This is a genomic window from Nocardiopsis halotolerans DSM 44410 (genome assembly GCF_000341065.1).
Classification (GTDB): Bacteria; Actinomycetota; Actinomycetes; order Streptosporangiales; family Streptosporangiaceae; genus Nocardiopsis; species Nocardiopsis halotolerans.
On record NZ_ANAX01000295.1, the window covers coordinates 1 to 25,776 of the forward strand.

The 25,776-nt window shown below is 70.0% G+C and carries 21 protein-coding genes, 2 tRNA genes and 1 pseudogene; 14 read left to right on the plus strand and 10 right to left on the minus strand.

Annotation, left to right across the window (positions count from 1 at the left end):
* The 8 genes from D455_RS0121850 to fabD form a co-directional block, all read left to right on the plus strand.
* On the plus strand, window positions 1-6,388 hold a 6,388-nt coding region (locus tag D455_RS0121850), incomplete at its 5' end, for a non-ribosomal peptide synthetase (RefSeq protein WP_017572820.1).
* Window positions 6,389-6,457: 69 nt separating this feature from the next.
* The gene (locus tag D455_RS0121855; RefSeq protein ID WP_026122861.1) at window positions 6,458-6,718 is read left to right on the plus strand and encodes an acyl carrier protein; all 261 of its coding nucleotides are present in this window, start codon (window positions 6,458-6,460) and stop codon (window positions 6,716-6,718) included.
* Window positions 6,715-7,947 carry a beta-ketoacyl synthase N-terminal-like domain-containing protein gene (locus D455_RS0121860; protein WP_040685048.1) on the plus strand — a complete coding sequence of 411 codons (1,233 nt, stop codon included), beginning with the start codon at window positions 6,715-6,717 and terminating at the stop codon, window positions 7,945-7,947. Before D455_RS0121855 ends, D455_RS0121860 begins: the two co-directional genes overlap by 4 nt.
* On the plus strand, window positions 7,947-8,582 hold the full coding sequence (locus tag D455_RS35925) for a hydroxymethylglutaryl-CoA synthase family protein (RefSeq protein WP_275040907.1): 636 nt from the start codon (window positions 7,947-7,949) through the stop codon (window positions 8,580-8,582). Before D455_RS0121860 ends, D455_RS35925 begins: the two co-directional genes overlap by 1 nt.
* A gap of 140 nt (window positions 8,583-8,722) precedes the next feature.
* The gene (locus D455_RS35930) at window positions 8,723-8,995 is read left to right on the plus strand and encodes a hydroxymethylglutaryl-CoA synthase (protein ID WP_449289317.1); all 273 of its coding nucleotides are present in this window, start codon (window positions 8,723-8,725) and stop codon (window positions 8,993-8,995) included.
* A gap of 5 nt (window positions 8,996-9,000) precedes the next feature.
* Window positions 9,001-9,216 carry a hypothetical protein gene (locus D455_RS35935; protein ID WP_017572823.1) on the plus strand — a complete coding sequence of 72 codons (216 nt, stop codon included), beginning with the start codon at window positions 9,001-9,003 and terminating at the stop codon, window positions 9,214-9,216.
* Window positions 9,204-11,483 carry an enoyl-CoA hydratase/isomerase gene (locus tag D455_RS32305; protein WP_017572824.1) on the plus strand — a complete coding sequence of 760 codons (2,280 nt, stop codon included), beginning with the start codon at window positions 9,204-9,206 and terminating at the stop codon, window positions 11,481-11,483. The genes D455_RS35935 and D455_RS32305 overlap by 13 nt, the downstream gene beginning before the upstream one ends.
* Window positions 11,484-11,511: 28 nt before the next feature.
* The gene (gene fabD, locus D455_RS0121875; protein WP_275040909.1) at window positions 11,512-13,410 is read left to right on the plus strand and encodes an ACP S-malonyltransferase; all 1,899 of its coding nucleotides are present in this window, start codon (window positions 11,512-11,514) and stop codon (window positions 13,408-13,410) included.
* An 18-nt stretch (window positions 13,411-13,428) separates the two neighbouring features.
* Here the strand turns inward: fabD and D455_RS0121880 are convergent, their stop codons facing one another.
* The 5 genes from D455_RS0121880 to D455_RS33930 all read right to left on the minus strand — a co-directional run bounded on the left by D455_RS0121880 (window position 13,429) and on the right by D455_RS33930 (window position 17,374).
* Window positions 13,429-14,262, minus strand: coding sequence for a pentapeptide repeat-containing protein (locus D455_RS0121880; protein ID WP_017572826.1), 834 nt, complete (start codon window positions 14,260-14,262; stop codon window positions 13,429-13,431).
* A 106-nt stretch (window positions 14,263-14,368) separates the two neighbouring features.
* Window positions 14,369-15,133, minus strand: coding sequence for a thioesterase II family protein (locus tag D455_RS0121885; RefSeq protein ID WP_017572827.1), 765 nt, complete (start codon window positions 15,131-15,133; stop codon window positions 14,369-14,371).
* A 55-nt stretch (window positions 15,134-15,188) separates the two neighbouring features.
* Complete coding sequence (locus D455_RS0121890; protein ID WP_026122863.1) at window positions 15,189-16,424, minus strand: cytochrome P450; 1,236 nt, start codon at window positions 16,422-16,424, stop codon at window positions 15,189-15,191.
* Between the two features lie 332 nt (window positions 16,425-16,756).
* Window positions 16,757-16,903 (minus strand): hypothetical protein, encoded by a 147-nt coding sequence (locus D455_RS34265; protein ID WP_160167859.1) that lies wholly within the window; start codon window positions 16,901-16,903, stop codon window positions 16,757-16,759.
* A gap of 351 nt (window positions 16,904-17,254) precedes the next feature.
* Window positions 17,255-17,374: transfer RNA gene (locus tag D455_RS33930), tRNA-Arg, on the minus strand.
* A gap of 226 nt (window positions 17,375-17,600) precedes the next feature.
* On the opposite strand from D455_RS33930, the gene D455_RS0121895 reads away from it, so the two are divergent.
* Both D455_RS0121895 and D455_RS0121900 read left to right on the plus strand, forming a co-directional pair.
* Complete coding sequence (locus D455_RS0121895) at window positions 17,601-17,999, plus strand: helix-turn-helix domain-containing protein (protein ID WP_017572829.1); 399 nt, start codon at window positions 17,601-17,603, stop codon at window positions 17,997-17,999.
* The gene (locus D455_RS0121900) at window positions 17,992-19,272 is read left to right on the plus strand and encodes a HipA domain-containing protein (RefSeq protein ID WP_017572830.1); all 1,281 of its coding nucleotides are present in this window, start codon (window positions 17,992-17,994) and stop codon (window positions 19,270-19,272) included. The genes D455_RS0121895 and D455_RS0121900 overlap by 8 nt, the downstream gene beginning before the upstream one ends.
* Window positions 19,273-19,581: 309 nt before the next feature.
* On the opposite strand, the gene D455_RS0121905 is transcribed toward D455_RS0121900, so the two are convergent.
* From D455_RS0121905 to D455_RS0121915, 3 genes are all read right to left on the minus strand, one after another.
* A tRNA-Arg gene (locus tag D455_RS0121905) sits at window positions 19,582-19,657 on the minus strand.
* A gap of 131 nt (window positions 19,658-19,788) precedes the next feature.
* Complete coding sequence (locus D455_RS0121910) at window positions 19,789-20,895, minus strand: hypothetical protein (protein WP_017572831.1); 1,107 nt, start codon at window positions 20,893-20,895, stop codon at window positions 19,789-19,791.
* Window positions 20,896-21,012: 117 nt separating this feature from the next.
* The gene (locus D455_RS0121915) at window positions 21,013-22,254 is read right to left on the minus strand and encodes an aspartate aminotransferase family protein (RefSeq protein ID WP_017572832.1); all 1,242 of its coding nucleotides are present in this window, start codon (window positions 22,252-22,254) and stop codon (window positions 21,013-21,015) included.
* Window positions 22,255-22,400: 146 nt separating this feature from the next.
* On the opposite strand from D455_RS0121915, the gene D455_RS0121920 reads away from it, so the two are divergent.
* A complete protein-coding gene (locus D455_RS0121920; protein WP_017572833.1) occupies window positions 22,401-23,864 on the plus strand; it encodes an NAD-dependent succinate-semialdehyde dehydrogenase in 1,464 nt (487 codons plus the stop codon).
* A gap of 130 nt (window positions 23,865-23,994) precedes the next feature.
* Here the strand turns inward: D455_RS0121920 and D455_RS36055 are convergent.
* Window positions 23,995-24,342 (minus strand): annotated as a pseudogene (locus tag D455_RS36055) (winged helix-turn-helix domain-containing protein); the annotation flags it as partial.
* A gap of 146 nt (window positions 24,343-24,488) precedes the next feature.
* Here D455_RS36055 and D455_RS0121925 point away from each other — a divergent pair.
* From D455_RS0121925 to D455_RS34270, 3 genes are all read left to right on the plus strand, one after another.
* Window positions 24,489-24,749, plus strand: coding sequence for a hypothetical protein (locus D455_RS0121925; protein WP_017572834.1), 261 nt, complete (start codon window positions 24,489-24,491; stop codon window positions 24,747-24,749).
* Window positions 24,746-25,153 (plus strand): hypothetical protein, encoded by a 408-nt coding sequence (locus tag D455_RS33530; protein ID WP_017572835.1) that lies wholly within the window; start codon window positions 24,746-24,748, stop codon window positions 25,151-25,153. Before D455_RS0121925 ends, D455_RS33530 begins: the two co-directional genes overlap by 4 nt.
* A 72-nt stretch (window positions 25,154-25,225) precedes the next feature.
* Complete coding sequence (locus D455_RS34270) at window positions 25,226-25,402, plus strand: antitoxin VbhA family protein (RefSeq protein WP_017572836.1); 177 nt, start codon at window positions 25,226-25,228, stop codon at window positions 25,400-25,402.
* A 27-nt stretch (window positions 25,403-25,429) separates the two neighbouring features.
* Here the strand turns inward: D455_RS34270 and D455_RS31330 are convergent.
* A partial coding sequence (locus D455_RS31330; RefSeq protein ID WP_017572837.1) for an FCD domain-containing protein occupies window positions 25,430-25,776 on the minus strand: 347 nt, incomplete at its 5' end.

Sequence of the window (25,776 nt, forward strand, 5' to 3'; positions counted from 1 at the left end):
CGAGGCCCGTCTCAGCGAACACCCCGCGGTCCGGTCGTGCGCGGTGCTCGCACGGGAGGACCAGCCCGGCGACAGACAACTGGTCGCCTACGTCGTTCCCCGGGACGGGGACCGGATCCCGAACCACCAGACCGAACTGGGCCGCCACCTGGAGCGCACGCTTCCGGAGCACATGGTGCCCAGCGCCTTCGTCACGCTGGACGAGCTTCCCCTCACCACCAACGGCAAGCTCGACCGCAAGGCCCTGCCCGCCCCGGGGATCGAGTCCTACGCCCGACGTGAGTACGTGGCGCCGGGCACCCCGACCGAGCGGCTGCTGGCGGACGCGTGGGCACGGGTCCTGGGTTTCGACGCCGAGCGGATCAGCGCCGACGACAACTTCTTCGCCCTGGGCGGCCACTCACTGCTCATCACCGTGCTGGCTGCCCGCCTGAGGGAACAGGGGATCGACGTGCCCGTGCGCGAGGTCTTCCGCGCGCCGACCCTGGCACACCTCGCGGAGGAGATCGACCGTGCCGAGCACCGCCCCGGCTACACCGTTCCCCCCAACCGCATCCCGGACGGTTGCGACCGGATCACCCCGGAGATGCTCCCGCTGGTCGACCTGACCGCCGCCGAGACCGAGTCCGTGGTGGCGCGGGTGCCCGGCGGAGCACCGAACGTCCAGGACGTCTACCCGCTCGTCCCCGCGCAGCAGGGCATCCTCGTCCACCACCTGATGGATCCCGAGAACGACCCCTACGTCATCCCCATCCTGCTCACCGCACCGGACGAGGAAACCTGCGCGAGGTTCGTGACCGCCCTCCAGGCACTCGTCGACCGGCACGACGTCATGCGCACCGTGGTCCTGACGGAGGATCTCGGGGAACCCGTGCAGGTCGTCCTGCGCCAGGTCCGCCTGGACGTGGAACGCACCCGGCTGTCCGCCGACGCGGACGCCGAGGAGCAGGCCCGCGCCTTCCTCGACGATCCCGGAGTCATCGCGCTGGACCGGGCGCCCCTCATGCGGTTGAGGATCGCGGAGGACCCGCGTTCCCCGCGGCGCTTCCTGCTCCTGAGCGTCCACCACCTCATCGAGGACGCGACGTCCCTGCGGCTGATCCTCGAGGAGCTGGCGAGCCACATGGCCGGGGAGTCCGACAGCCTGGCGCCGTCGGTGCCCTTCAGGGACTTCGTCGGCCACACACTCCACCAGCTGGCGTCGAACGACGCGGAGGCGTTCTTCCGGAACGAGCTCGGCGACCTCACCGAGCCGACCACCCCGTTCCAGCTGTCCGACGTCCACGGTGACGGCAGCCGGATCCTCTCCTCACGCCGTTCCCTTCCCCAGGACCTCGACGAGGCCCTCCGCGCCCAGGCACGGCGCGTGGGGGCCAGCCCCGCGAGCCTCTTCCACGCCGCCTGGGCCCTGGTGGCCGCCGCGGCCACCGGCCGCGACGACGTCGTGTTCGGCACCGTCCTGTCAGGGAGACTGCAGGGCGTGGCGGGCGTGGAGCGGATGCTCGGCAACTTCATCAACACCCTGCCCCTGCGGGTCCGCCTGGGGGACAGGAGCGTCCGGGACCTGGTCTCGGAGGTCGACGCCTCGCTCAAGGAGCTGATCGTTCACGAGCAGAGTTCGCTGGTCCTCGCGCAGCGGTGCAGTGGGCTGGGTGGTGACGCGGCGCTGTTCAGCTCGGGCTTCAACTTCCGGCGTTACGACCCGGGAGAGGGGGAGCGCGGCCTGACGGGCCTCGACGAGTGGGGGGTTCGCTGGCTGGGCGCGGTCGACCGCACCAACTACCCGCTGGGCGTGTCGGTCGACGACCTCGGCGACGAGTTGTCGATGAACGCGCAGGTCGAGGACTCCGTCTCTCCCGACGCGGTCCTGGACTACGTGCAGGCCGCGGTCGAGGGGATCGTCGGCGCCCTGGCCGAGGACGACGGGGAGGGGACCCGGGCGTTCGACATCGACGTCGTGCCGCCGGCCGAACACCGACTCCTGGCGGAGTGGAACGACACGGCCAGGCCCTATCCGCACGACAGCTGCCTGTTCGAGCTCTTCGAGGAACAGGTCGCCCGGCGTCCGGGCGCCGTCGCCGTGGAGTACGGCGACCTGCGGCTGACCTACGCCGAGACCGACGCCCGCGCCAACCGGATCGCCCACTACCTCCGCCACCGCGGTGTGGGGCCGGACACGCTGGTCGGCCTGTACACGGAGCGGTCGCCGGAGACGGTGGTCGGACTGCTCGGCATCCTCAAGGCGGGCGGGGCGTACGTGCCGATCGACCCGGCCTACCCCGAGGAGCGCGTCAGGGCCCTGGTGGAGGGTTCCGGCGTCTCCCTCGTCCTCAGCCAGTCCCACCTGCCGACCTCACTCCTGGGGGACGCCGTCACCGTCCTCCACCTCGACACCGGGGAGCTGGCCGCGGACCGGAGCCAGGTCCTGGAGGGCCAGCCCGAACACGGCCCGTCCCGCGAGGAACTCGGCCTGACCCCCGAACACCTGGCCTACGTCATCTTCACCTCCGGCTCCACCGGCCGTCCCAAGGGCGTCCAGGTGCCGCAGCGCGGAGTGGTCCGCCTGGTGCGCAACCCCGACTACTTCACGTCGGATGAGCACACGGTGATGCTGCACCACTCGTCGATCTCGTTCGACGTCGGGTCCCAGGAGATCCTCTGCCCGCTGACGTGCGGTGGGCGCCTGGTCCTCCACGACGGCGACGCCAAGGACGTCGAACGGCTCCTCGACACCGTCGAGCGCGCGGGCGTGAACACGATGGGCCTGTCGGCCGCGTTCCTCCCGGCGTTCGCCGAAGCATCGGAGCGGCGCCGGCTACCCCTGGAGTACCTCGGGGTGGGCGGCGAGGCGTTCTCGGCCCGTGACGTGCGCAGGCTCCACCGGGCCCAGCCGGGGCTGACGGTCGTCAACGCCTACGGTCCGACGGAGAACAGCATCGCCTCCACCTGCCACGTGATCCCCCGGGACGTGGAGGAGGACGCGGTGATCCCCATCGGGGCGCCGATCGCGCAGTCGACCGCCTACGTCACCGACCGGGACCTGCGACCGGTCCCGCGCGGTGTGGTCGGCGAGCTGTGCGTGGGTGGCGCCGGTGTGGCGCGCGGATACCTCAACGACCCGGAGCGGACGAAGGAGCGGTTCGTCCCCGACCCGTTCGCGGACGCCCCGGAGGCGAGGCTGTACCGCACCGGCGACCTGGCGCGCTGGCTGCCCGACGGCACCCTGGAGTTCGTCGGCCGCGTCGACGACCAGGTGAAGATCCGAGGGTTTCGGGTCGAACCCGGTGAGATCGAGAGCGCTCTGCTCAGCCATCCCTCGGTGAGCGGAGTGGCGGTCACTCCGCAGTCGCTTGGCGAGACCAGGAAACTCGTCGCCCACGTGTGCCCCGCGGACGAGTACCTGGAGGACGCCGCACGGGAGCAGAACGGGGAACGGCTGGACCAGTGGCGGCGGCTCTTCGAGGACCAGTACTCCGAGGCCGACGGAGACGGCGGGGGCGACGACCTGAACCTGGTCGGCTGGAACAGCAGCTACACCGGCGAGCCCATCCCCGAGTCCGAGATGCGGGAGTGGATCGACGACACGGTGGCCAGGATCGCGGAGCTGAGGCCCAGGCGGCTGCTGGAGGTCGGTTGCGGCACGGGCCTCCTGCTCTACCGCTACGCGGAGCTCTGCGAGTCGGTGCACGCCGTCGACATCTCCGCTTCGGCGCTGGCTGGAGTCAAACGGGGAGTCGACCAGCGCGGCTGGTCCCACGTCACGCTCGGACAGGCGGACGCCCTCTCCCTGCCGGAGTCCGTGGAGGAGGGGTACGACACCGTTGTCATCAACTCCGTCGCACAGTACTTCCCGAACCGCCGGTATCTGGACGAGGCCATCGCCGGGCTGCTGCCGCTCCTGAAGGAGGGCGGCCGGATCCTGGTCGGGGACGTCCGGAACCTCGACCTGTTCCCGGCGCACCTGTGCGCGGTCGAGCGCGGACGTGGCGCGGGGCGGATACCGGTCGGCGAGCTGGCCGCCCGGGTACAGCGCCGTCGCCAGCAGGAGACGGAACTCCTGGTGAGCCCCACCTACTTCGCGCGTGTCTCCGAGCGCTTCCCGGACCTGGACGCCGTCGACATCGTGCTCAAGCGCGGAACCGGCGAGAACGAGATGCTCGGCTACCGTTACGACGTCGTGCTGGTCAAGGGAGGGAGGGGCGGCGGTGAGACGTCCGACCCCCTGCCGTGGCTGGAGGCCGCGACCGTCGAGGAGGCGCGGTCCCTCCTGAGGGAGTGCGGCCACCGCGCGTTCGGGGTGACCGGACTGTCCAACCCCCGCGTCGAGGACGACGTCCGGATCAGCGAGGGGCTGACGCACTGGCCCGCCGCACGACCGGTGGAGCCGCTCCAGCGCTCCTCCCGGCTCCCGGCCTCCGCACGGGAACGCGTGGAAGAACTCGAGTCCCTGCTGCGGTACGCGGAGGGGCTTGGTTTCCGCGCCGCGGCGACGTGGTCCCAGGACCGTCCGGACGGTCTCGACCTCGTCTTCGGAAAGGAGGAGCGTCCGCGCGTGCGTGCTCGTGGCGCGTACCGCCAGCCGCGTCTGGCGAACGTCCCCCAGATCGCCCGGGTGGGTCAGGCGATGGCCCGCCTTCTGAAGGACCATCTGGCGGGCAGGGTCCCCGAGTACATGGTGCCGAGTGTCTTCGTGGCGTTGGAGACGCTGCCGCTCACCCCCAACGGCAAGGTCGACAAACGGGCACTGCCCGCACCGGACGAGGGCGACGTACACAAGGAGACGTACGTCGAGCCGACCACCGGGACGGAACGGACGCTGTGCCGCCTGGTCCAGGAGGTCCTCGGCCTGGAGAGGGTGGGCCTGAGGGACGGGTTCTTCGACCTGGGCGGCCACTCCCTGCTGGCCACGCGGCTCACCATCAGGGTCAAGCAGGAGACGGGAGCGGAACTCCCGCTGCGGCTGGTCCTGGCCGGGGCCACCGTCGGGGAGATGGCCGCGGCACTGGAGGACGGCGGTACCGAGGGTGCGACGGTGCCGCTCGTTCCCCTGGCCGACGACGGTGCGGCGGTTCCGCTCTCCCTCCAACAGGGCGAGCTGTGGTTCCTCAACCGCCCCGAACACCTGGCGTCGTCGTACGACAACGTCCAGACGGCCTACAGGATCATCGGCCGACTGGACCGTGACGCCTACGCCGCCGCATGCGAACGGCTCGTCGAGCGCCACGAGATCCTGCGCACCAGCTACCTCCGGCACGGTGACGCCCACGTGCAGCGGGTGAACGGAGCCGCCGGTTTCGCCGTGTCCTTCGAGGAGGTGAGCGGCGAGGCCGCGGTCGCGGAGCTGCTGCGTGTGGAGCGGGCACGGCCCTTCGCCCCGGACGAGTCCCACATGATCCGCGTCCGGGTCCTGGTCCTGTCGGAGCTCGAACACGTCGCCGTCGTCACGCGGCCGTGGGGCGTCCTCGACGGCTGGTCGACCGGGGTACTCCTGTCGGACCTGAACATCCTCTACCGGGAGCTGAGCCAGGGTGGCGAGCCGTCCCTTCCCCCGCTCCCCGTCCGGTACGCGGACTTCGCCCACTGGCAGCACCAGGCGGTCGGGCGGGCCGAACTCGACCGTCAGGAGGCGTACTGGCGGCAGCGGCTGTCCGGGCTCCCGTCGCGCCCGTCGCTGCGGACCGACTACCGAAGGTGTCCCGTACGGACGTACCGGGGCGCGTCGGTGGGCCTGGAGATCCCCCGGGAACTGCTCGTCCAGCTGCGCCGCTTCAGCGACGAGCACGGCGTCACGCTGTACATGACCCTCCTGTCGGCCTTCGCGGTGCTGTTGAGCTCCCACAGCGAGGACCGTGAGCTGGCGATCGGCACCCCGGTCACGAACCGGCCCCATCCCGACCTGGAACGGGTCGTCGGCTACTTCGTCAACGTGCTCGTGATGCGCCTGGACGTGACCGCCGAACAGGACTTCTCGGAACTGCTGTCGCGTACCCGGAGTGTCACGGCCGAGGCCCACGAGAACAGGGACCTGCCGTTCGCCCGCCTGGTCGAGGCGCTGGTGCCGGACCCGGACCCGGCGTATCCGCCGCTGGTCCAGGCCATGTTCAACCTGGTCCCCACGGCCGAGGCGGAGCCGTCCGGCGAGGACTCTCCGGAACTCGGGTTCCTCCCGGAGCCGTCGGAGGAAGGGGTCGCGAAGTTCGACCTCAACCTCGTGGTGCGTGAGACTCCCTCGGGGCTCCAGGGCCATATGGAGTACAGCACCGACCTGTTCGACAGGAGGACCGTCGAGCACATGGTGTCCCTCTACGAGGGGCTGCTGCTGAAGGCGGTCGTGAACCCGGGAGCCGACCTCTCCGAACTCCTCGCCGCCGCGAGGGATCGCTCCTGAGGACGGTGTGTCCACCGCCTCGGGCGCTTCCCCGACCCGACACAGATCCCAGAAACCGATGGTGTGAGAATGCGAAAAGAAGAAGTCTTCCAGTTGGTCGTCGACGCCGTTCGCGAGGTCCTGCCGGAGCTCCAGGACCACGCCTTCGAGGAGTCGGACACCCTGGCCGACCTCGGCGCGAACTCGATGGACCGGGCGGAGATCATCACGACGGTCCTGGAGGGCATGGACCTCGACATCCCTCTGGTCGAGACCTTCGGCCCGCGCGACCTGGGCGAGCTTGCCCAGCACCTGAGCGAGGCGAGCACGACCGGGGGCCGGGTGGCGTGAGTACTCCGGGGGAGATCACGGTGACCGGGCTGGGGGTCACCACGGCCGTCGGGCGGGGCAAGGCCGACTTCGCGCGGGCCCTGTACGACGGCTCACACCGGTTCGCCGTCATGGAGCGGCCGGGAAGACAGCACGACACCAGGTTCGTCGGAGCGGAGATCCCCGGCCAGGTCACCCCCGGGCGGCTCACCGCCCGCGAACTGCGCACCTCCTCGTTCACGGCCAGGGTCGCCCTGACGACCCTGGAGGAGGCGTGGGAGGAGGCACGGCTCGACGAGGTCGACGGCGAACGCGTCGGTCTCGTCGTCGGCGGCAGCAACCTGGGGCAGAGGGAACTGGTCCTGGCCCACGAGCGCCATCGGGACCGACCGGCCTTCCTCCGTCCCGGTTACGGACTGTCCTTCCTGGACAGCGACCTGTGTGGCCAGTGCACGGCGGCCTTCGGCATCAGGGGCCTGGCCCACACGGTGGGGGGCGCCTCGGCCAGCGGGCAGTTGGCGATCATCGAGGCCGCTGAGGCGGTGGCCGCGGGCCGGGTCGACGTCTGTGTCGCCCTGGGCGCTCTGATGGACCTCTCGTACTGGGAGTGCCTGGGCCTGCGCACGATGGGCGCCATGGTCCCGGACCGGTGCGCGGACGCACCGGAGCTCGCCTGCCGTCCGTTCGACCAGGGGCACCAGGGTTTCGTGTTCGGCGAGGCGTGCGCGGCCCTGGTCATCGAGCGCCGGGGCGAGCGCCGCGGCCTGGAGGACTACGGAACCCTGTCGGGGTGGTCGGTGCGACTGGACGGCAACCGCGGCCCCGACCCCTCCGAGGACGGTGAGTCCGGGGCGATCCGGGGAGCCCTGGACCGGGCCGGGCTGGAGGCCGACCAGATCGACTACGTCAACCCCCACGGGACGGCCTCACCCGTGGGTGACAGGACCGAGGCGGCGGCCCTGCGCGCCTGTGGCCTGACGGGTGCGGCGGTCAACGCCACCAAGTCCGTCACCGGCCACGGGCTGAGCGCGGCGGGAGCCGTGGAGGCGGTCGCCACCCTCCTACAGATGAGGCGGGGGCGCCTCCACCCCACACGCAACCTCCGGGACCCCGTCGACGGGGGACTGCGCTGGGTGGGTGACGGGGGACTCGAGACCGAGGTACGGCACGCCATGAGCCTGAGCGCGGGTTTCGGCGGCATCAACACCGCACTGTGCGTCAGCGCGAGCGGTTCAGGGAGCGTGAGGTAATGGTCCGTGTCGGTATCGAGGCGATGAACGTCTTCGGCGGTTCGGCGGTGCTCGACGTCATGGGACTCGCGAGGCACCGGGGCCTCGACCTGCCGAGGATGGAGAACCTGCTGATGAGGGAGAAGGCCGTGGCCCTCCCCTTCGAGGACCCCGTGACCTTCGGCGCCAACGCGGCGAAGCCCCTCCTCGACCGGTTGGACCCGGAGGAGAGGGACCGCGTCGAGCTGCTGATCACGTGCACCGAGTCCGGCATCGACTTCTCCAAGTCCGTGAGCACCTACCTCCACGACGTCCTGGGGCTCAGCCGCAACTGCCGCATGTTCGAGCTGAAGCAGGCGTGCTACGCCGGGACGGCCGGTCTGCAGATGGCCGTCAACTTCGTCCTGTCCCAGACCTCGCCGGGGGCCAAGGCGCTGGTGGTCGCCACGGACATCTCGCGTTACGTCCTGGAGGAGGGGCGCGACGTGGCCGAACAGGACTGGTCCTACGCCGAGCCCAGCGGCGGGGCCGGAGCGGTGGCCATGCTGGTCAGCGACGTCCCACACGTCTTCCAGGTGGACGTGGGGGCCAGCGGNTCATGGACACGTGCCGTCCCGCGCCGGACAGCGAGTCGGGGGACGTCGACCTCTCGCTGATGTCCTACCTCGACTGCTGCGAGAAGACCTACCGGGCCTACGAGGAACGCGTGGAGGGGGCGGACTACCGCGACTCGTTCCAGTACCTCGCCTTCCACACCCCGTTCGGCGGCATGGTCAAGGGCGCCCACCGCTCGATGATGCGCAAGGTCGCCAGGGCCAGACCCGACGAGATCACGGAGGACTTCGAGCGCCGGGTCCTGCCCGGGCTGGACTACTGTCAGCGGGTCGGCAACATCATGGGCGCCACGGTCTTCCTCTCACTGGCGAGCACCGTCTGCAACGGCGGGTTCGACTCGGCCAAACGCGTGGGGTGCTTCTCCTACGGCTCGGGGTGCTGCGCCGAGTTCTACAGCGGGGGCGTCACACCCCGGGGAGCCGCCGNGTCACACCCCGGGGAGCCGCCGAACTGAAGGGCATGGAGATCGGTGCCCACCTCGACGCGCGCTACGAACTGTCGATCGAGGAGTACGAGGGGCTGCTGGGCGAGAACGGGTTCGTCCGCTTCGGTACCCGGGACGTGACCGCGGACCAGGAGTTCCTGCCCCGGGCCCGGGACGCGGCGGGGCCGGTGCCGAGACTTGTCCTCAGAGGGATCAGGAACTTCCACCGGGAGTACGAATGGACCGGGTGAGCCACGAGACCCTGAGGGTGCGCCAGCAGGGCACCACCTGCTTCGTGCGGATACACCGGCCGGAGGCGGACAACGCGCTCAACGCCGCCATGGTCCGTGAGCTGGGCGGCGTGCTGACCCGGGCGTCCGACTCCCCGACCACCACCGTCGTCGTCATCGAGGGACTGCCCGAGGTGTTCTGCTTCGGGGCGGACTTCGGAGTGATCAGCGATGCGGCCAGGGAGGGGAGGGACACCGCCTACGATCCGGAGCCGATGTTCGAGCTCTTCCGTCAGATCGCGTACGGGGACTTCGTCACGGTGGCCCACGTACGGGGGAGGGCGAACGCCGGGGGGATGGGCATCGTCGCGGCGAGCGACGTCGTGATCGCCGACGATACGGCGTCCTTCAGCCTCTCGGAGCTGTTGTTCGGGCTCGTCCCGGCGGTCGTCCTCCCCTTCCTCGCCCGCAGGGTGGGCTCCCAGCGGGCCCGCTACCTCGCGGGTACGACCCAGGTGATCGACGCCGGGCGCGCGTGTCAGTGGGGGCTGGTGGACGCCACCGGGACCGACAGTCAGGCGCTGTTGCGCGGGCACCTGCGGCGGCTGAACCGCCTGTCCAAGAAGGCGGTCGTACGGTACAAGTCCTACCTCGGACGGCTGTCACCCGTCCCGGAGCACGACAAGGACGTCGCGCTCGCCGCGAACCGCGAGGCGTTCGACGACCCCGAGAACGTGCGCGCGATCCGGCGCTACACGGAACAGGGCCTCTTCCCCTGGGAGGACGGACCGACGAACGACGACACCCCCACTCCGAACGGGAAGGCTGGGACGCCGATGCCCCCGCCCGAAGCTTCCGAAGCGGAGCGACGGCGATCTCCGATGCCGTCCGGGTCGCCCGCCGTGACTCCCGAGTCACTGGGGGACCCGGGGTTCCGCGAAGACTACGGACTCCGCTACAACTACGTCGCCGGCGGCATGTACAAGGGGATCGCCTCGGTCGAACTGGTGACTGCCCTGGGAAACGCGGGAATGCTCGGCTTCCTCGGCACGGGTGGGCTCCCCCTGGACGTGGTCGACGACTCGATCACCAGGATCGAACAGGGGCTCCGGCCCGGACGGACCTTCGGGGTGAATCTGCTCAGCGCGCCCCAGGAACCCGACCTCGAGATGCGGATGGTGGAGCTGCTGCTCAGACACGGTGTGCGCCACGTCGAGGCGTCCGCCTACGTCCAGCCGTCCGCGGCGCTGGTGCGCTACCGCCTGGCCGGGCTCTCACAGGACGCGAACGGCGGTGTGCGCCAGGAGAACCGCGTCATCGCGAAGGTCTCACGGACCGAGGTGGCAGAGGGGTTCCTGCGTCCCGCGCCCCCCGACCTGGTACGGGAACTGCTGGAGCGCCGCATGATCACCCCCGAGCAGGCCGAGCTCGGGGCGCGGGTCCCCCTGGCACACGACCTGTGCGTGGAGGCGGACTCCGCGGGCCACACGGACGCGGGTAACGCCTACGTCCTGATGCCGGCCATGCGCGCGGTACGTGACCGCGTGAGAGGCGAGGCGGGGTACTCGCACACCGTCCGGATCGGGGCCGCCGGCGGCATCGGCACGCCGGAGTCGGCGCTCGCCGCCCTCATGCTGGGCGCCGACTTCATCGTGACGGGGTCCATCAACCAGTGCACGGCGGAGGCGGGCACCAGTGAGGCGGTGAAGGACATCCTGCAGGGACTGGGGGTCCATGACACGGGCTACGCCCCCGCCGGCGACATGTTCGAGGTGGGGGCCCGGGTGCAGGCGGTCAGGAAGGGCCTGTTCTTTCCGGCGCGGGCGAACAAGCTGTACGAGCTGTACACGCGACACGGTTCGATCGATGACCTGGACGCCCGGACGAGGACGATGCTCGAGGAGAAGTACTTCAAGCGCTCCATCGACGCCGTGTGGCGGGAGACGCGCGAACACCTGGCCCGCCGGTACCCGGAGCGACTGGCCGACGTCGAGGGCAACCCGAAACAGAGGATGGCGCGGATCTTCCGGTGGTACTTCGTCCACTCCACCCGGTTGGCGATGTCGGGGAGCGCGGAGCAGCGGGTCGACTACCAGATCCACTGCGGTCCGGCGATGGGCGCGTTCAACGCCTGGGTGAAGGGCACACCGCTGGAACCGTGGCACCAGCGGAGGGTGGCCGTCGTCGCGGAGCACCTCCTGAGGGGGACCGCGGAGCTTCTGGGTGAACGGCTCGGGCGGTACGGGCGGAGTACGTCAGCCGACGAGGACCGTCGGCCCCGGGCATGACGAGGGGAAGAGAATGAAGCCGGTCCACATGTTTCCCGGTCAGGGTTCACAACGCAGAGGGATGGGGAAGGGACTGTTCGAACGGTTCCCGGACCTGGTGGCCCAAGCCGACGAGTGCCTCGGATACTCGGTCGAGGAGGTGTGCCTCCGTGACCCGGACGGGGTATTGGCGAGGACGGAGTACACCCAGCCGCTGCTCTACGTCGTCAACGTGCTCCACCACCTCGACCGGATCTCCCGCGACGGCGTCGAGCCGGGGTTCCTCGCCGGTCACAGCCTGGGTGAGTACTGTGCGCTGTTCGCGGCCGGGGGCTTTGACTTCGTCACCGGTCTTCGGCTGGTCCGCAAGCGCGGCGAGCTGATGAGCCGGGCGCCCAAGGGGGCGATGGCCGCCGTGGTCAACCTCGACCAGGCACGGACGGCCGAGATCCTGGAGGGCCTTCCCCACCAGGGCATCGACATCGCCAACATCAACTCGCGGAGGCAGTGCGTCCTGTCCGGGGTGTACGAGGAACTCCACTCACCCGAGGTGCGCCGGGCCTACACCGAGGCGGGGGCGTCGTTCGTCCCGCTCAACGTCAGCGCGGCCTTCCACTCGCGCTGTATGGCGGAGGTGGAGGAGGAGTTCGCGGAGTTCGTGGCCGGGTTCGAGTTCGGGGAACTCACGGTTCCGGTCGTCTCCAACCGTACGGCCCGGCCCTATCCGACGACGGGGTACACGGACCACCTCGTCGAGCAGATCTCCAACCCGGTCAGGTGGTACGAGTCCATCTCCTGGCTGGTGGACCAGGGGTACGGTGACTTCCACGAGGTCGGCCCGGGCAGGGTCCTGAGCAAGCTGGCGGCCTCGATCGTCGAGGAGCCCCTTCCCGTCGATAAGCCCCTCCCCGTCGAGGAGAGCTCGCGGTCCCGGAGCGCCCGGACCGTTTCCGCGGTGTCGGGGACGGAGGACCGTACCAGTCTCGTCTTCGTGTACGGGGGACAGGGGACGCAGTACCACCAGATGGGGCGGGAGCTGTACGACGAGCACCCGGCCTTCCGGAGTTCCATGGACCGGTGCAGCGCGGCGTACCAGACGCTGACGGGCAGGTCCCTGGTGGACGCCGTGTACGACGACTCTCGCCGGGGCCAGGACTTCGACGACGTCCTCTACTCCCACGCGGCGCTCTACTGCGTCGGCTACAGCCTCACCGAGGCTCTCGGGGAGGAGGGCTACCACCCCGACGCGGTACTGGGACACAGCCTGGGCGAGTACGTCGCGGCCACCGTCGCCGGCGCGATGACCTTCGACGACGGACTCAACCTCGTCGTGCGGCAGGCCGAGCTGGTCAGGGGCGTGCGCGGCGGCGGCATGCTCACCGTCCTCGCGAAGCCCTCACTCTACGACGAGCGGCCGAACCTGTTCGCCGGAACGGACCTGGCGGCCGTCAACTTCGAGGAGAACTTCGTGGTCAGCGGTGAGGCCCGGGTACTGGACGAGGTGCGGTCGGCGTTGGAGTCCGACGGCGTGATCACGGTGCGGCTGCCCGTGCGGCAGGCGTTCCACTCCCGGTACCTCGACCACCTTCGGGACGAGGGGCTGGCCCTGGGCGCGAAGATCCCGGTGAGCGAACCGCGCCTTCCGGTGTACTCCTCGATGAAGGCGGGGCCGTTGGGCCCCTCGGAGCTGGACGGGTGGGACCGGTACCTGTGGGACGTGGTCCGGCGCGAGGTGAGGTTCTCCGAACTCGTGGCGTCCGAGCTCGGAGAACCCGGGTCCCGTTTCCTCGTGGACCTCAGTGCGAGCGGCTCCTTCGCCAACTTCTTCAAGCACGGCCACGGAGGGACCCATCACTGCGCCCCGGCGATCAACCAGTTCGGCGGCAACCTCGTGTCGATGAGGCGCCTGTGCGGTCGGTTGGCGGACGCCACGGGCGCGGGGAGGTGAGCTGGGCCTGAGCCCGGCCTACCAGTGCGCGGGCCGGGTGAGGGCCCGGGGCACTCCGGTCCCGGAGTCGCCCCTGGCCGCGTTGATCTGGGGCTGGGTGAGGAAGAGGGCGTCGGACAGGTCGGTGCCGCGGACGTCGGCGTCACGCAGGTCCGCCCCGGTCAGGTCGGCGCTCCTCAGATCGGCGCCACGCAGGTCGGCCGCGATGAGGAGGGCGCCGCGCAGGTTCGCGCCGCGCAGGCCGGCTCCCCGGAGGCGTGCTCCCATGAGGTCGGCGCCCCGGTGGTTCCTCTTGCGCCCGGGGACCTTGCCGCGGGCGAGTTCGCTGGCCTGCTGCAGCAGGGGGTTCACCTCGCCGCGGACGCTGTTCGCGTCCACGCCGACGAGTTCCTCGGCGCTGCGGTGGGTGAGGTGTTCGACCTCGTTCCGCGCGCGCCGCAGGTCGGTGTGGACGGGTGCGGCCTCCGGCAGCCGCAGGGCCTCGGTGAGGTACCAGAGCAGTTCGTGGAGCTGGCGCATGACCGGGAAGACCTCGAACATGGTTCCGGCGGTGTCGGGGGCCTCTCTCCAGCTCCTCCCGGCGAAGGTGGTCTGGGAGACCTTCTGGCCCGCGCCGAAGCAGTCGAAGACGGTGCAGCCGGGGAAACCCCGCTGCCGGAGCTGGGAGTGGATGCCGCAGCTGAAGTCCCGCTCCAGGTTCGTGCAGGGCTCGCCCGCGTTCTTGTCGACGGCGAAGTCCGTGGACGCGGTGAAGGGGAGGGCGACGCAGCACAGGCCGAAGCAGTTCGCGCAGTCCGCCCTCAGGTCGAGCCGTGGAGCGTCCGGGGCGGAGGGCTCGTGGTCCTGTGGCAAGTCGTGCGTCCTTTCCGTGCCGAGGAGGGGCCTGGGTGGCCCCGTCACCGCACCAACAGCGTATTCTCTCGCGTTGGTGCGGAGAACGGCGCCGCCATGATCCGCGTCATCGGATCCCGTGCGGGGGCGAGAGCCACTCCGTGATGAGCGACAGCACGGTCTCCGGGTGCTGGACGAGGTAGAAGTGGTCGCCTGGCAGGACCTTCGAACGGAACTCCGCCGAGGTGTGGTCCCTCCATCCGTGGATCTCTCCGGCGTCCATCCACGGGTCACTGTCACCGGAGAGAGCGACCAGCGGACAGGCCAGCCTGGGGGAGGGCCGGTAGCGGTAGTCGCGCACGGCCTGGAAGTCACCGCGGAGCGAGGGCATGATCATGTCGAGTATCGTGGGGTCGTCCAGCAGGCTGGAGTCGGTCCCGTTGAGCTCCTTCATCGCCCTGACGAGGGCGTCCTGTGAGAGGTCGCCGTCCGCTGGTTCCCGGTGCAGGTGCGGAGGACGGCGTGCGGACACGAACAGGGCACGCGGGCGCACACCGCGGTCCTGTAGCCTTCTGGCCACCTCGAACGCCACCAGGGAGCCCATGCTGTGGCCGAAGAGCACGAGGGGGCGGTCGGTCCAGGGGATGACCGCTTCGGTGACGTGGTCGGCGAGCGCGTGGATGTCGGTCAGGGGCGACTCGGACATGCGGTCCTGGCGGCCGGGGTACTGCACCGCGAGCACGTCCGTGCCGGGTGACAGGGCCCTGGAAACCGGGAAGTAGAAGTTCGCGCCCCCTCCGGCGTGTGGAAAGCACAGCAGACGGGCGGGCGCGTCGGGCGCGGGATGAAAGCGTCGGAGCCAGAGCTTGCTGGTGTCGACGGTTCCGGGCATGGGGATTTCGGGCCCTTCCGTTTCCTTGGTGGGGTCACACGTGCCGTGGAACGCGTCAGCGGACCGAGATCGGCAGCGACGCCAGACCACGGACGTTGATACGGCCGTTCCAGGAGACGTCGCCGTTGGGCGCCAGTTTGGGAAAGCGCCGGAGCAGGCGGGTGAAGACGACGCTGGCCTCCAGACGGGCCAGTGAGGCTCCGAGGCAGTGGTGCGGTCCGGCGCCGAAGGCGACATGGCTTCGGGCGTCCGCGCGTTCCAACCGCACCGTGTCCGCGTCCGGTCCCCAGCGGCGCTCGTCCCGGTTCGCGGATCCCAGACCGGCGATCACGAACGCTCCGGCCGGGAGGTCGACGCCACCGATGGGGGTCGACCGCAGCATGATGCGTCTGCTCGACTGCAGGGGGCTGTCGTAACGGAGCAGCTCCTCGACCGCGTTCGGCATCAGCTCGTCGGGACTCCTTCGCAGCAGCTCCAGCTGTTCGGGGTGGTTGAGGAGGGCCAGCGTGCCACCGGAGACGAGGTTGACGGTCGTCTCGTGCCCGGCGATGTAGAGCAGGAGTACCTGGGCGGTCAGCTCGTCCTCGCTGAGTGTCTCGCCGTCCTCGTTCGCCCTGATCAGGGCGGTCATCAGGTCGTCGCCCGGTGTGCGGCGCTTCCATTCGACCATCTCGGCCGTGATCTCGCTGAGTTCGGCGTCCGCGGCCTCGATGTCCCGCATGAGCGCGGGGTCGTTGATCGGTTCGAGGGAGCGGACCAACGTACCGCTCAGTTCCCGGATGCGCGTGTGGTGGGCCTCGGGGGCTCCGAGCATCTCGGCGATCACGGTGAACGGCAGGGGGGACGCCAGGTCGCGTACCAGGTCGCCCTCGCCCGCGTCGGCGATTCCGTCGAGCAATTCCTCGGTGAGTTCCCCGATACGCGGGGCGAGCGCACGGATCGATTTCGGAGAGAACGCCTGCTGGACGAGGCGGCGCAGCCTCGTGTGGTCCGGCGGGTCCCTGTCAATCATCGAGAAGCCGTCAATGAGAAGGGTCTTCTTTTTCTCGTCTTCTTGGCGGAGGTTGTCCATCGAGTCCGCGGCGACGTTCCGCAACTCCGCCGACGTGTCCGAGCGTAGTAGTGCGTACACGTCCTCATACCGGCTCACCACCCAGAACCCCAGAGGATGTTGGTAGACGGGGGCGGCCTCCCTCAGCGCCGCGTACTGCGGGTAGGGATCGTCCGTGAACCCTGGAGCGAACGGGTCGAACAACGGTCGCTCTTCCGGGGGTGACGTGCTGTTGGTCATCGGGTCCCGTCTGTTGATCGCAGGTGGCTTCGGTGAGGTGCGGTATTTCGCGCCACAATGTTCGAACGTTTTGTTCGAGATCTTATCAACCAGGATTGCTCGGGTTTTTGAAGGGGGCGGATCGTGGCTGGCCCTGTGGAAGGGCAACGCTCGCTCAGTTCTGTCACGTTTCAGGGCCTGTTCGAGTGCCCACGGCGTGTGGATGCCCTGGTTCTGGGGCTCCTGAAGAAGCCGGTGCGAAACAGAGGATCTTCTGGTGCCCTTTGTCCGGGCCTCGACGGTGACGAGCACGTCCCGGTCCTTGTGCGCGTCGCCCCCGGCCACCGTCGTCGTCAACCTCCAGCCTCGTGGTCTCCCAGGTGGTTGATGCGGGGCTCGCGGACGGGCACGCCCCAGTCGGGCAGGCTGAGCAGGCAGGCCCCTCCCAGGTCACGCCCGCGAACCCCGAGGCGGGACCCGGTGAGGACGGGCCGGCACATCGCGGACAGGCCATCGCAGCGCGGGGCTGCGAAGAAACGAGCCATCCCCCATGACCCGCGGCGGGATTGCGTGTCCACGTGGTCGGATCGGGGCGTCACTCCGACTCAGGCCGCGGAGTGGGCCGGGCACGGTCGGGAGGTGCTGTTCCGTGTCCACGCCAGGTGCGTCAGCGGCGGATCGAGTGTGTTCCCTGGCGGGACCGGTGATCGGGCCGTCCTGGTGCTCGGAAGCGGTCGCTGCTCCACGTATGTGCCACACAGAGGGCCGAAAAGCGGCCGATCCGGGGCCGTCATGCGGAGGGAACGAACAAGCCCCTGACCGCGTGTTGCTCGGTCAGGGGCTTGTGGATGCGCACTCGGGAGGACTCGAACCCCCAACCTTCTGATCCGTAGTCAGCGGATGATCGGATGAATATCCGCAGGTCAGAGTCGGTGCATCGCCGTCTCGATGTCGCACTTTTCCACGTATGCGCCACGCCGCCGCGATCGGTCCCCCAAGCAGACCTTCGGCGCTCTTCCCTTCGCTGACCCCGGTATCTGCTCACCGCCTTCCTTGGTGACAGTGCGCCCTGCTGCGTGAAGCCGGTGTGGCTGTCGAGGCCAGCCTGGCGTGCTGTCCTTGAACGAGGACGATTTTCCTTTGTCCTCGAACGAGGACAGGCATAGAATGTCCTCGAACGAGGACGGAGGAGGTGGGATGTCGGAAGAATTCACCCTGACCGGATGGTCGAAGCTCGGTGGCCTGGTCCGCGACACCCGGCTCTCCCAGGGGCTCAGCCAGGCGGCTCTGGCGACCCGGGCCGGTGTCGCCCGCTCCTGGCTGGCCCGCGTCGAGGCCGGTCACCGCGGCGCCGAACTGGAGCCCCTGCTCCGACTCCTCGCCGCTCTGGACCTCACCCTCACCCTGCGATCGAACGGCGACGCGGCACAGGCACAGCCGAGCTCTGACCGGACTCCTGCCGTGTCCGCGCAGAAGCCGAGAACCCCTAAGGATTCGCCGGACGAAGTCGGCGCCAGTCTGCGCGCGACCTCACAGGCGCGTCGGGCTTCCTGGGGTCTACCGGTCACCGGCACCAGGGACGATGGCGATGACTGAGCGCCTGGCCGTCCTGCTGTCAGGCCAGGTCGCGGGACACCTGGAGCGCGAGGCCTCCGGTGACGAGCCCACGTTCTCCTACACAGCCGAGTACGTGCGAAACGGTGAGGTGGCGCTCTCCGCGCGCCTGCCCATTCAACGCGGCCCCCACCCGGCGAAAAGAGTCGAACCGTACCTGTTCGGGCTGCTTCCCGAGAACGAGGACGCCCGTGCCGCATGGTCCGACCAGCTCGGAGTCACCGTGGACGATGCCTTCGGCATCCTCGCGGAGATGGGCTGGGACTGTCCGGGAGCCGTCCAGTTCTGTCGCGAGGAGGATCTGGAGGAGCTTTGGACCCGCGGCGGCGAACACCGACCGATCAGCGACACCGAGATCGCCGAGCGGATCCGCGCACTCGCCGGTAACGAGCCGTCCTGGACGATGCCGGGCGAACACTGGTCGTTGGGTGGGCAGCGGGAGAAGTTCGCACTCGTGAGGATTGACGGGCGCTGGCACACGGCCCACGGCAGCGCCGCCACCACCCACATCGTCAAACCGGGCATCAGACAGCTGCACCACCAAGCCCTGGTCGAGCACGTCACCATGGAGGCGGCGTCGGCCGTGGGCGTGGTCGTCGCCAAAAGCACCTTCACCCGGTTCGACGACCAGTGGGCCATCGTGATCGACCGCTTCGACCGGTCCCTGGAGGCCGGTCGCGTCCTGCGCACGCACCAGGAGGACTTCGCGCAGGCGTGCGGTCGCATGCCCGCGCACAAGTACGAGTCCCGCAACGGTCCGGGGCTGACGGACATGATGCGGGTCATCACTCGCGAATCGACCGGTCTGTTCGACGACCGGCTCGCCCTCGCGGATTTCGTGATCATCAATCTGGTGGCCGGTGCTCCCGACGGGCACGCGAAGAACATCTCTCTCCTGCGCGCACCGGGGCTGACGCGTGTGGCTCCGCTGTACGACCTGGCGACGGGTCTGGCCTACGACGCTCGGACGGTCGAACGGTCGGTCGCCCTGTCTATCGGTGGCGAGCGCATCGCGTCACGGATCAGGCGCCACCAGCTGGGAAAGGCGGCCGCAGTCCTCGGCCTGGACCCGGAACTCCTCATGGAGCGTGTGGCGATGTTGGCCGAGACGTTCCCGAAGGCGTTCGAGGAAGCCCTGGAAGGGCTGGCCGGTTCTGCCCCGGGTGCTGGTGAGGTGGCTGAACGGACTGTCCCCGCGCTGAGGGCTCACACCCGGCGCATCCTGGACCGCCTTGGCGGCCCGACCGAGGCGTGAGCTGTAGGGGTGCCTCAATACGGGGGTACCGTCCCCGGTGTGCCCGCGGGGTGCGGTCGGGGACTCCGCTCTTCAGAGCAGCGCTTCAGGAGGGAATCCACGGGAGCGGTTGCGCTGCGGTACGTAGGCCCGCCTTCTGACGCGTTGGCTCCCACATGGTTCTTCCGGGAGAGGCGCAGGTCAGGGTGGTGATGGTGTGGAGTCGACTTGGCTCCCACGCTGGAGCCGTACGTGTGTCCGAGCTGCGCACAAAGCGGCCCCGAACCGCGTTTTGACGCTGTTCAGGGCCGCTCTGCCACTGTCTCAAGGTGGCGCACTCGGGAGGACTCGAACCCCCAACCTTCTGATCCGTAGTCAGATGCTCTATCCATTGAGCTACGAGTGCAGGTTGTTCAGTTGTGTGCCGCTCCGGTGAGCTCCGCTCTCCCTTGCGACGTCTCCGACTCTATCACGGTGCACGGCGGGCTCAGACCACATGATTCGTGTGACGCCACCCACCGGAGGCCATACCCCCCGTCACGTGGAACCGGGGCCCCTCAGGAGGCGTCCGGCCTCCAGGGCTCGGTCGATCAGCTCGTCCCGCGCCTCCTTGGCGGCGCGCGCGTTCAGCGCCTCCTCCCGGAGGAGTTCGCCGGTGCCCCCGTCGGACGCCGACCGGGAGAGGAGTTCGGTGAGCCGCGCGCCGCGTGCCTCCAGCCGTTCGAGCTGCTCCCACTCCCGGTGGGCGTTCAGTGCCTCCTGGACGGCGACACCGTAGTCCTCGATCACGTCGACCCGTTCGGCCAGCTCCCGGTACGCGGCCTCCTGCTGCTCGTGCTGGCGGTTCAACAGGGCGCGTACCCGGTCGGAGGCGGCTTCGCGCGAGTCGGCGCGGTGTTCCCTGCGGATCCGTTCGTACTGGTACAGCACCGAGGCGATCCGCCACTCCTCGTCGCGCAGCACCGCCAGCGGCTGGGCCGCGTCGAAGGAGTCGCCCAGGCGCCGTCCCGCCTCCTCCACGGCGTCGACCGTCCCCTGCACGCGGAGAACCAGCTCGGAACCGTACCGGCCGAGGTCACCGGGCACCAGGTAGCGGTCCGCGTGGGTCGCCGCCAGACGGTTGTCCCGGGGACCCCACCATCCGGCCCACGACGCGGCGGCGGCGTACACGGCACCCGGCACGAACCATCCGGCGAAGAAGGCCCACGTCGGTCCCAGGGCGAGGACCCAGGTCGCCAGGGTGGCGGGCACGAAGCCCAGGGACAGTAACCTCCAGCAGCGCCGTCCCACCCCGGTGTTCAACCACGGGGGCAGCAGGGGTCGGAACCGGGCGCGGGTGGCGGCGAACCCCGCCACGCCCACGGTCGTGGCCTGGGCGAGGAGGGCCGCGAAGTACAGCGGCGGCGACCACGTCAGGAGGGAGCCGCTCCCCAGCGACCAGGCCGCGCTCAGCCCGGCCACCGCGGTTCCGACCACCGCCATGCGGGTCCGGTCCGGGAACCGGGGCTGTTCCGTCAGGGCCTTCGGAAGCAGCGTGGACGGCCGTTTCCTGAGCCTCCTGGCGACGCGGGGCGGCAGCGTGGGGTCGAGTACGGCGCGCGGGCCGCCCATGGTGCTTCCGATCCTCTTCCCGCGACCCGCCACCGGGGCTCCTTCCGTCCGCGTCCTCCCGTGTCTGACGCACGGTCGCGGCGCACGGTTGCCTCGGGACCCACGCACGGCGCCGCTCCGGCACGGGATCCCGTGCCGGAGCGGCGGGGATCAGCCCGCGACGGCCTCCTCCACGGAGGCGGCCCACATCGACACCGCGTTGTCGACCTGGTCGCCGGTGACGACCAGCGGCGGGATCATCCGGACGACGTTGCCCTCGGGGGCGCAGGTGAGCAGCAGGAGCCCGTGCCTGGCGGCGGCCTGCTGGGCGCGCAGAGCGGTGGCGCCGTCGGGAGTTCCGTCGGCGGCGGTGAACTCGTTGCCGATCATCAATCCCCGGCCGCGCACGTCGCCGATGACCGGGTTGGCCTCGGCCACCTTCTCCAGCCCCTGGCGCAGTCGCTCGCCCATGCGCGCGGCGTTCTCCACCAGGCCCTCCTCCTGGATCACGTCCAGGGTGGCGAGTGCGGCGGCGCAGGACACCGCGTTGCCGCCGTAGGTCCCGCCCTGGGAACCCGGCCAGGCCTTCTCCATGACCGCGGCGGGCGCGGCGGTCGCNCTGGCCAGCCCCTTCGCGGTGACGACGACGTCCGGTCGGACGCCCGACGGTTCGTGGCCCCAGAACGTGCCCGTGCGCCCGAAACCGGTCTGCACCTCGTCCGCGACCAGCAGGATCCCGTGCTGGTCGGCGCGCTCGCGCAACCCCTGGAGGAAGGCGTCGGGGACGGGCACGTAGCCGCCCTCGCCCAGCACGGGCTCGATGAACAGGGCGGCGGTGTCACGCGGCGAGGACACCGTGGCGAACAGGTAGTCCAGCTCGCGCAGCGCGTACGCGACCGCGTCGGCCTCCGACATACCCAGCCGGTAGGCGTGCGGGAACGGCGACACCGCCACGCCGGGCATCAGCGGGCCGATCCCCGCGCGGATCTTGACGCCGGACGTGGTCAGCGACGCCGCGCCCATGGTGCGGCCGTGGAACGACCCCTGGAACACGACCACGTTCTGCCGACCGGTCGCCTGCCGGGCCAGCCGCAGGGCGGCCTCCACGGCCTCGCTGCCCGAGTTCACGTAGAACAGCCGGTCGAGCCCCGCGGGCAGCACCTCCCCGAGCCGCTCGGTGAGCCGCAGCAGGGGGCGGTGCATCACGGTGGTGTACTGGCCGTGGACCAGGGTCGCCACCTGCTCCTGCGCGGCGGCCACGACCCGGGGGTGGCAGTGCCCGGTGCTGGTGACACCGATACCGGCGGTGAAGTCGAGATAGCGGCGGTCGTCCTCGTCGTAGATGTGGACACCCTCGCCTCGGGCCGCGACGACCGGGGTCGCCTGCTTGAGGATGGGGGAGAGCTCCGCCATGCGATGCCTCGATTCCTTGTCACGTGTTCCGTAGGATTGTTGACAATCGACGAGGCTATGGAAACATCCCTCCCGCAGCGGTGTCCAGTGGACGCACGTTGGGCAGTTCTGACCACAGGCCGATTCTCGACCGGGGAGTAGCGAACATGTCGGATCAGGAAGCACGGGTCGTCGCGCAGGTGGACAAAAGGCTGTTCATCGGCGGGACGTGGCGCGACGCCGCGTCCGGGGGCGCCTTCGGGGTGGAGGACCCCTCCACCCGTGAGGTGCTCTGCGAGGTCGCGGACGCGGGCAAGGAGGATGCCCTCGACGCGCTGGACGCCGCGCACCGGGCGCAGCCCGAGTGGGAGCGGACGGCGCCGAGGGACCGCGGCGAGATCCTGCGCAGGAGCTACGAGCTGCTCATGGAGCGCAGGGAGGACCTGGCGGTCCTCATGACCCTGGAGATGGGCAAGCCCCTGGCCGAGGCCCGGGGGGAGATCGCCTACGCCGCGGAGTTCCTCCGCTGGTTCTCCGAGGAGGCCGTCCGCATCGAGGGCCGGTACTCCGTCTCCCCCGACGGCAAGGCGCGGTTCCTCGTCATGCGCCAGGCGGTCGGCCCCAGCATGCTCATCACCCCCTGGAACTTCCCCATGGCGATGGGCACCCGCAAGATCGGTCCCGCCATCGCGGCCGGATGCACCGCGATCCTCAAGCCCGCCCAGCAGACACCCCTGTCCGCCCTCGCGCTCGCGGGCATCATGGCCGAGGCCGGGCTCCCCGAGGGGGTCCTCAGCGTCATCCCCACCACGGACGCGGGCGGCGTCACCGAGCCCCTGCTGAGCGACGGGCGCATCCGCAAGGTCTCCTTCACCGGTTCCACCCCCGTGGGCCGCAAGCTCCTCGAACAGAGCGCCGGGCAGGTCCTGCGCACCTCCATGGAACTGGGCGGCAACGCGCCCTTCCTCGTCTTCGACGACGCCGACATGGACGCCGCCGTGGACGGCGCGATGCTCGCCAAGATGCGCAACATCGGCGAGGCCTGCACGGCCGCCAACCGCGTCTACGTCCAGGCGGGGATCGCCGAGGAGTTCGCCGAGCGCCTCAGCCAGCGCATGGGCGCGCTGCGCCTGGGCCGCGGCCTGGACGAGGGCGTCGACGTGGGCCCGCTCATCGACGACAAGGCCCGCGACAAGGTGCAGAGCCTGGTGGACGACGCGGTCAACCGGGGCGCCCGTGTGCTGGTCGGCGGCGCCCCCGGCGACGGACCGGGCCACTTCTACCAGCCCACCGTGCTCGCCGACGTGCCCTTCGAGGCCGAACTGTCCACCACCGAGATCTTCGGCCCGGTCGCCCCCGTGCTGCCCTTCGAGACCGAGGAGGAGGCGCTGCGGGCGGCCAACGACACCGAGTACGGCCTGGTCAGCTACGTCTACACCCGCGACCTCAACCGGGCGCTGCGGGTCAGCGAGCGCCTGGAGACCGGCATGGTCGGCCTCAACCAGGGTGTCGTCTCCAACCCGGCCGCGCCCTTCGGCGGGGTGAAGCACTCCGGCCTGGGCCGTGAGGGCGGACGCGTCGGCATCGACGAGTTCCTGGAGACGAAGTACGTGGGTATCGGCGGGGTCTGACCCGCCAGAAACCTTCCGCCTTGCCCCGTCGTGCACCTCGCACGGCGGGGCTCGCACGTTCGAGGCGTGCCAGATGACCAACGCACGCGTGCACAAGCGGAGGTTGCTCCGGGCGCTTCACATACGACCCCATGCCGGACTGTGTCCTGATCAGTCCGTCCGCGCGTAGGGCCCTGTGGACCTTCTGGCCGGTGGACGTCGATATGCCGAACTCCTCCTGGAGTTGGAGCACGGAAGGGACGCGGTCCCCGGGGCGGTACGCGCCCTCCGTGATGCGGGCGCGGAGGACCTCCGCGACCTGTTCCCAACGGGGTCGGTCATCTTCGAACTCGTACGGCATACCGGGAACGGTAGGCAAGACAGCTAAGGTAGCCAAGATGCCGCATGGCTGCCATGGCAACCATGGTAGGGGTATGGTTGCGGCATGACCCCGCGTATGCAGGGACCCGGCGACGTGTTGTCTCACGTCCCGGGCCATGGCCAACGCTTCGAAGGAGCGTCAACGTGCACCACCTTATGATCCTGTTCTGTCTTGTTCTCCGGGCGGTTCGGCCCGCGCGTGGACTCCACGCCGCGCCGCGTACGGTCCGCCGCGACGTCCGAGAGGAAGCCCGGGCGAATCGCGTGAGGCGTTACGCGAACCCCGCTCCCGCGCTGCCCACCGGTCAGGGGTTCGACACCGCGACCGCTGACGTGCCGCGTGTGCCCTCGCCCCGTCGGGCCCCCGACGCCGCCCCGCGAACCTCTCCGTTCGTTGACCCCCTCTCCGGCGCCGAACCCGCCGACATCGTGCGGGGCTACTACCACGCTTTCGAGGCCCGCCAGCGTGTGCGTGGGGGACGTGCGAGCGCGCCCTACGAGTTCGCGGAGGCGGTCGCCGTATGAACGCCGAGAACCTCATCCTCGAAGGCCCCGGTATCGACACCCTCGTCCGCGATCTGAACGCGATCCTGACCGACCCCGGGCACCCCGCACACGCGGCCGTGCGGGTGCGGCGGGCGGACCGCCTGTTCTCCGGGATCGACCGTCACCTCCGGGAGGGCGGCGCGCTCCCGGTCGAATGGCGGGTGGACGCCGATGTGTCTGGGAGCGAGGACGCCACCGCCGCGTACGACATGGTCAGCGAGGAACTCCGTAGCCGCGGCGACGTGATCGCTTCGTGGCGCGTGCTGGGCGAAGCCGCGTACTGGTGGGACGCGTTGACGTCGATGCTCACCACGGGTGGGCCACTGCCGGAACCGTGGGACGGACGCCGGGGCGGTAGCGCCCCCTCGCCGGGATCGGCATGATCTGACCGGAATTGTCACGGGAATCCGTGGTTCGCCTGTGGACCGGGTGCGGGACCGCCTACGCTTCGCTCCATGGGCACACGGATTCCCGGCGACGGGGACACCGCCGCCGCTCTGGCCTCGGTCAGGGCGGCGGGCGGGGAACCGTCACCGGAGGCGAGGGCGGACCTGGAACGGGTGGCACGCGGCGAGATGAGTTTCGAGGAGGCCAGGGAGCGCATCCTGGCGCGGTACCAGCTGCGTGAGTGACCGGTCGTGCGGACCGGCCGCGCGGCGTCAGTCCTCGGAGCCCGGCTCCGGAGCCCGGACACCGCCGTTGACGCGCTCGACCGTGTCCACCATGTGCGCCTCGATCAGCTCCAGGAGCTCCCCCTCCGCGCCGTTCACGATCGCGTCCAGGATGCGGCGGTGCTCGTCGAGGAGCTCCTCCGGCTCCGGGTACACGTCCTGCATCACCGTCAGGCACATGCGCGTCTCCACCAGCAGTGTCTGCGCCATGCGCTCCAGGCGGCGGTTGCCCGCGCAGCTCACCAGGGTCTGGTGGAACTCCTGGTCGGCGTCGCTCATCGCGTTCCGGTCGCGACCGGCCGCCGCCGTGGCGAGCCGTTCCACGGCCGGGGGGA

What these genes read in the sequence shown, in the direction of transcription:
- D455_RS34270 (WP_017572836.1), top strand. Translation starts at nt 25,226, where the DNA reads ATGGGCACACGGATTCCCGGCGACGGGGACACCGCCGCCGCTCTGGCC.
- D455_RS33530 (WP_017572835.1), top strand. Translation starts at nt 24,746, where the DNA reads ATGAACGCCGAGAACCTCATCCTCGAAGGCCCCGGTATCGACACCCTC.
- D455_RS32305 (WP_017572824.1), top strand. Translation starts at nt 9,204, where the DNA reads ATGGACCGGGTGAGCCACGAGACCCTGAGGGTGCGCCAGCAGGGCACC.
- D455_RS0121920 (WP_017572833.1), top strand. Translation starts at nt 22,401, where the DNA reads ATGTCGGATCAGGAAGCACGGGTCGTCGCGCAGGTGGACAAAAGGCTG.
- D455_RS34265 (WP_160167859.1), bottom strand. Translation starts at nt 16,903, where the DNA reads ATGTGCCGGCCCGTCCTCACCGGGTCCCGCCTCGGGGTTCGCGGGCGT.
- fabD (WP_275040909.1), top strand. Translation starts at nt 11,512, where the DNA reads ATGTTTCCCGGTCAGGGTTCACAACGCAGAGGGATGGGGAAGGGACTG.
- D455_RS0121885 (WP_017572827.1), bottom strand. Translation starts at nt 15,133, where the DNA reads ATGCCCGGAACCGTCGACACCAGCAAGCTCTGGCTCCGACGCTTTCAT.
- D455_RS0121895 (WP_017572829.1), top strand. Translation starts at nt 17,601, where the DNA reads ATGTCGGAAGAATTCACCCTGACCGGATGGTCGAAGCTCGGTGGCCTG.
- D455_RS0121900 (WP_017572830.1), top strand. Translation starts at nt 17,992, where the DNA reads ATGACTGAGCGCCTGGCCGTCCTGCTGTCAGGCCAGGTCGCGGGACAC.
- D455_RS0121890 (WP_026122863.1), bottom strand. Translation starts at nt 16,424, where the DNA reads ATGACCAACAGCACGTCACCCCCGGAAGAGCGACCGTTGTTCGACCCG.
- D455_RS35935 (WP_017572823.1), top strand. Translation starts at nt 9,001, where the DNA reads ATGGAGATCGGTGCCCACCTCGACGCGCGCTACGAACTGTCGATCGAG.
- D455_RS0121855 (WP_026122861.1), top strand. Translation starts at nt 6,458, where the DNA reads ATGCGAAAAGAAGAAGTCTTCCAGTTGGTCGTCGACGCCGTTCGCGAG.